We start from the raw sequence: 5,077 nt of genomic DNA, 5'->3' as shown, positions 1-5,077 counted from the left end.
GCAATGGCGGAATACATGGCTACACTGATATCGATTACCAGTGCCAACAACCCTACTACAAAAATATTCAAGACCAATGAGGTTTGCCCAATATTGAAGCCCCACAACCGCTTCACAATAATGGCTATGATATCAGTCCCACCCGAGGAGGCTTTGCTGCGAAAAATAATCCCCAATCCCAATCCGCTCAATACACCGCCTAATAAGGCCGAAAGCAGCGGATCCCCGATTAGGAAGGGAAAATATTTGAACACATACAGAAATCCCGCCAGAGCCAAAACCCCTAACAGGCTATAGATGGTAAAGCGGGAACTGATGAAACGATACCCGGCCAGAAATATGGGTATGTTCAATAGCAGGATCCAAATCCCCACCTCGATTCCGGTGGAATAGCGCAATAGGATAGCGAGCCCGGTCACGCCGCCAGTCAGCAGATTAGCCGGCACCAATATGCATTGAATCCCCGCCGCCGCAATGAGCGAGCCGATTACAATCCCCAGTAAGTCCTGCCAGGTGATGCGCTCTATCCATTTGCTGAAGTTGGGCCGCTGCAAAGCTATCTTCATGGAAGCCTCCTTAAATAAATACCATAATTAGTTTATCCTCGATACTACACATTTTAAGCAGCATATTCAAGCCTGGTTTTTTGGCCTGCCTGCAAAATATAGTACAATAGTATAAATTGACCTCAGGGTGGAATTTGTTTATGCAGGATATCCGCTATATCGCCACTGCGGCCTTTGGCCTGGAAGCGATTGTGGCTTACGAATTAAAACAACTGGGATATACCGAAGTAAAGGTGGAAAACGGGCGGGTTGCTTTTCTCGCCGGAGCAGATGCGGCGGCGCGCTGCAACCTGTGGCTGCGCAGCGCGGATCGCTTGCTTATAGAGGTAGGGCGCTTTTCAGCCCGCAGCTTCGATGAACTGTTTGAAGGCACCCGGGCTTTGCCCTGGCAGGACTGGCTTCCCAAAAACGCCCGTTTTCCGGTAAATGGCAAGACTATCAAATCTCAGCTCTATAGCGTGTCTGATTGTCAGGCGATAGTAAAAAAAGCCACCGTGGAAAAACTCAAACAATCCTACCCGCAGAAATGGTTTGCTGAAGACGGTCCGCTTTATCAGCTGGAGGTTTCCATATTAGAAGACAATGTGAGCATCACCATGGATTGCAGTGGAGCGGGACTGCATAAACGCGGTTATCGCAAAGAACAGGGGGAAGCCCCGCTCAAAGAGACCCTGGCGGCTGCCATGGTTTCCTTGAGCCGCTGGAAAAAAGACAGACCCCTCATAGATCCTTTTTGCGGATCAGGCACTATCGCAATTGAGGCGGCCATGATAGCCTGCAACATCGCTCCGGGGTTGCGGCGCAGTTTCGATGCCGAACACTGGCCGCAATTCAGCCCCAGGATATGGTCTCAGGCCCGGCAGGAAGCTCTGGACAGCGTGAAGATTTATAATGATTTGGGCATTGAGGGTTTTGACATCGATCGCAGTTGCATCAAGCTGGCCAGGTCTAACGCGTTGCGAGCCGGGATAGCAAAACAGATCAGCTTTAGAACCGGGGCGGTCCGGGAGCTTAAGTCCCCATTCCACTACGGATATCTGATCTGCAACCCGCCTTATGGGGAGAGGCTGCTTGATGACAAGCAGATTAAAAGCGTTTATCAGGATCTGGCCAAATCATGGGCCCACTTGAATACCTGGTCAGCCTATATATTGACCCCGTATCAAGGCCTGGAAAAGGTTATGGGCCGGAAAGCCGATAAACGCAGGAAACTGTTTAACGGGCGCATTCCTTGCACTTTTTACCAATTTTACGGGCCTAGGCCCGAACAAATAAAAGGGCCTTTTGCTATGCAAATGGATCAAAGCCAAAAAGTTTTTACACCCCGGTGAGGGATAGCAATCGCCTTACTTGCAGCTGAATGTGCAATAGACTTGCAATTGCCGCATACTGCAATGAATAACTGAATCAATATGTCAATAAAAGGAGAAAATAAACCAATACTCTTTGGGGATAGGTATCATTTGGCATCCATGACAAAACTCTAGACTGTTGGAGGTTATCATGATAGCAGCGATCTTGGCAGGCGGCCGGGGCGTACGCCTGTGGCCGGAAAGCCGCAACCAACATCCCAAGCAATTCTGCAAATTGGTGGGCAATAAATCTATGCTCGATCATACCATCGATCGTCTCAAACAAGCCGGTTGCACTAAAATCATCATCATTACCGGCGATGATTTGCTGGCTTCAATCAACCGGCTGGTCAACAGCCGTGAGGATCGGGATCAAATAGAAGTGATGAGTGAACCCGAAGGAAAAAATACCGCACCAGCGGTTGGTATGGTTTTATCGCAGTATGCCCAGAAAAGCGATGAAGTTCTGGGCATATTTCCGGCCGATCATCATATACTGAACGAGCATGTGTTCAGCGACAGCCTTAAGAAGGCCAGACAGGCTGCAGCCAGCGGTCACATCGTAACCATCGGCATTCAGCCCGACCGTCCGGAAACCGGATACGGCTACATCGAAAAAACAAAATGGGAAGTAGGCAATATCGGAGAGGTTTATCAGGTCAACGCCTTTTATGAGAAACCCGATGCCGAACTGGCCCAAACTTACATACAAACCGGCCGCTTTATGTGGAATGCAGGTATTTATGTAGGTAGGATCGGGGTCCTGATAGACGAATTTCGCAAGCACCTGCCGGAAATCCATGCGGCGGCCAGTAATGGATATGACTATTATAAGCGGTCTTACGGCGAGCTGCCTAACATCAGTCTTGATCACGGAATCGCAGAGAAATCGGATCGCATGGCTGTGGTTCCGGCCGATATGGGCTGGTGTGATTTGGGCAGCTGGAACGCCCTCTCGGAAATACATCCTACTGACGGGCAAGAAAATGTCTGCGAAGGCCACGACATAATCGCCATGGACAGCCAGCGCTGTATTATCAAACAGACCGAGAAAACTATCGTCTTGTTCGGAGCCCAAGACCTGGTAGTGGTGGAAACGGATGATGTGATAATGGTGGCGGATCGCAACAAGTGCCAGAATATCCGCGACCTCACCGAAGTGCTGAAGAGCATGGGCCGCGAAGACCTATTATAAACCGGGCCTTGGACAGCATAATCCGATTTTTGCAGTTCATACGCCATTCCCTTTATTCGCTATAAGTTGAGGAGGTATTATCATGAAAAACATTTTCAGACAGTATGATATACGCGGTGTAGTAGGCCGGGATTTGGACAACCAAACCATGGATCAGATAAGCCGGGCTTTTGCGGCTATGGCCAAACAAAAAGGCTATGATACTGTTCTGGTGGGCCGGGATAACCGCAGCTCCTCGCCGCAGTTTCGTGATACCGTGGTTAACGCCCTGCAGGATTCAGGCTGCCATGTCATAGATTTGGGACTGGTCATCACTCCCATATTTTACTTTGCGGCCCGCTATCTGAACATTCCGGCCGGGATGATGATCACCGCCAGCCATAATGGAGGCGAATATAACGGCTGTAAGCTGCTCTTGGGCGAATCCACCATTTACGGTGAACAGATTCAGGAAATAAGGCGTATGGTCGAAAGCCAGAATTTTATCGAGGGCGCCAGGGGCAGCCTCAAATATGTGGACATCGCTGAAACCTATCGTAACAATATCAGGGAGCGCATTAAGATGGGCGCCAAAAGATTAAAGATCGTGGTGGACTGCGGCAACGGCGCCGCAGGTTTGTTTGCCCCCGAGGTATTCCGCAGCCTGGGCTGTGAAGTAATCGAACTCTACTGTGAATCCGATCCCAGCTTCCCCCATCACCATCCCGACCCGGTTAATCCCGACAATATGGTCGATCTGATTAAAGTTGTACAAGAGCATCAAGCCGATTTAGGAATCGGTATAGATGGAGACGGCGACCGTCTGGGAGTTGTGGACAGTTCCGGCAATATGATCTGGGGCGACCTCTTAATGATATTGTTCTGGCGGGACATCTTGCCCCGCTATCCCGATCTTCCCTGCATAGTAGAAGTCAAATGCTCACAGAGCTTAATCGATGAGATTGTCAAACTAGGGGGGGAGCCCTTGATATACAAAACCGGCCATTCGCTGATCAAGGCAAAAATGAAGGAAAGCGGAGCTATTTTCACCGGGGAAATGTCAGGTCACATGTTCTTCGCCGATGAGTATTATGGTTTTGATGACGCACTTTATGCAGGAGCCCGCCTTCTGGCTTTATTGTCCAAAAACGATGCCGATATTACGGAAATGCTGGCCGACATCAATATTTACTACGCCACACCGGAGATTCGCGTGTCAAGCAGTGATGATGAAAAATTTCAAATAGTAGAAGAAGTCAAAGCCTACTTTAAAGATAAATATCCCATCAATGACATTGACGGCGCGCGGGTCATGTTTCCGCATGGCTGGGCACTGGTCAGGGCCTCAAATACCGGTCCGGAGTTGATTGTACGCTGTGAAGGCAAAACCCCGGATTATTTGGAACAAATCAAAGCTGAGCTTTTCGCCTGTTTACAGAAATTGGGTTTAGAAGTAAATTCACTCCAGGCCTGCCAGGTATAAATCTTCGGATTCTCAGGGAAGACTTACATTAATGTACCTGTTTATCAAGGTGACGACAAGGAGTGAATAATGTGAATTTTTTAAATGTGGGAACATATCCCCCTAAACAGTGCGGGATTGCTACCTTCTCCATGGATCTAAGAGAGAGCCTGCTTTTCAATGGGCATCAAGTGACAGTATTGTCTGTTTCCGATAATTCTTATGACTACGACTATCCTCCCGAAGTACTGTTCAACCTCAGACAGGATCAGTTGGCGGAGTACTCACGGGCCGCCGCTTTTATCAATTCTCATCCCAGAATAGATATGGTAATCATACAGCATGAATACGGAATATATGGGGGTTCAGACGGTGATTACATTATTGATCTGGTAAAAAATCTGCACAAACCGTATATCCTGATCTGCCATACCGTATTGCCCCACCCCTCCAGCCATCAAAAGCATATATTGGATATGCTCTGCTATCACGCCAGCGGTATTGTTGCCATGACCAGGCATTC

General features: G+C 48.8%; 4 protein-coding genes and 1 pseudogene. 4 read left to right on the top strand and 1 reads right to left on the bottom strand.

Features of this window, described 5'->3' with window-relative positions; all coding sequences use genetic code 11:
- Positions 1-566: YitT family protein (locus B3W37_RS09590; RefSeq protein WP_483175564.1), on the bottom strand; the 566-nt coding region annotated here is incomplete at its 3' end.
- Between the two features lie 140 nt (positions 567-706).
- Between B3W37_RS09590 and B3W37_RS09585 the strand changes: the two genes are divergently transcribed.
- The 4 genes and pseudogenes from B3W37_RS09585 to B3W37_RS09570 form a co-directional block, all read left to right on the top strand.
- A complete protein-coding gene (locus tag B3W37_RS09585) occupies positions 707-1,897 on the top strand; it encodes a THUMP domain-containing class I SAM-dependent RNA methyltransferase (RefSeq protein ID WP_483175563.1) in 1,191 nt (396 codons plus the stop codon).
- A 172-nt stretch (positions 1,898-2,069) separates the two neighbouring features.
- A complete protein-coding gene (locus B3W37_RS09580; RefSeq protein ID WP_483169603.1) occupies positions 2,070-3,113 on the top strand; it encodes a mannose-1-phosphate guanylyltransferase in 1,044 nt (347 codons plus the stop codon).
- A gap of 82 nt (positions 3,114-3,195) precedes the next feature.
- Complete coding sequence (locus tag B3W37_RS09575) at positions 3,196-4,575, top strand: phosphomannomutase/phosphoglucomutase (protein WP_483175562.1); 1,380 nt, start codon at positions 3,196-3,198, stop codon at positions 4,573-4,575.
- Between the two features lie 71 nt (positions 4,576-4,646).
- Positions 4,647-5,077, top strand: a pseudogene (locus B3W37_RS09570) (glycosyl transferase family 1); the annotation flags it as partial.

Source organism: Syntrophomonas sp. UBA5494, from assembly GCF_002426325.1.
Note: the sequence above shows the minus strand (reverse complement) of the source record. Positions and strands in the feature narration are given on the sequence as shown.

What these genes read in the sequence shown, in the direction of transcription:
- B3W37_RS09575 (WP_483175562.1), top strand. Translation starts at nt 3,196, where the DNA reads ATGAAAAACATTTTCAGACAGTATGATATACGCGGTGTAGTAGGCCGG.
- B3W37_RS09580 (WP_483169603.1), top strand. Translation starts at nt 2,070, where the DNA reads ATGATAGCAGCGATCTTGGCAGGCGGCCGGGGCGTACGCCTGTGGCCG.
- B3W37_RS09585 (WP_483175563.1), top strand. Translation starts at nt 707, where the DNA reads ATGCAGGATATCCGCTATATCGCCACTGCGGCCTTTGGCCTGGAAGCG.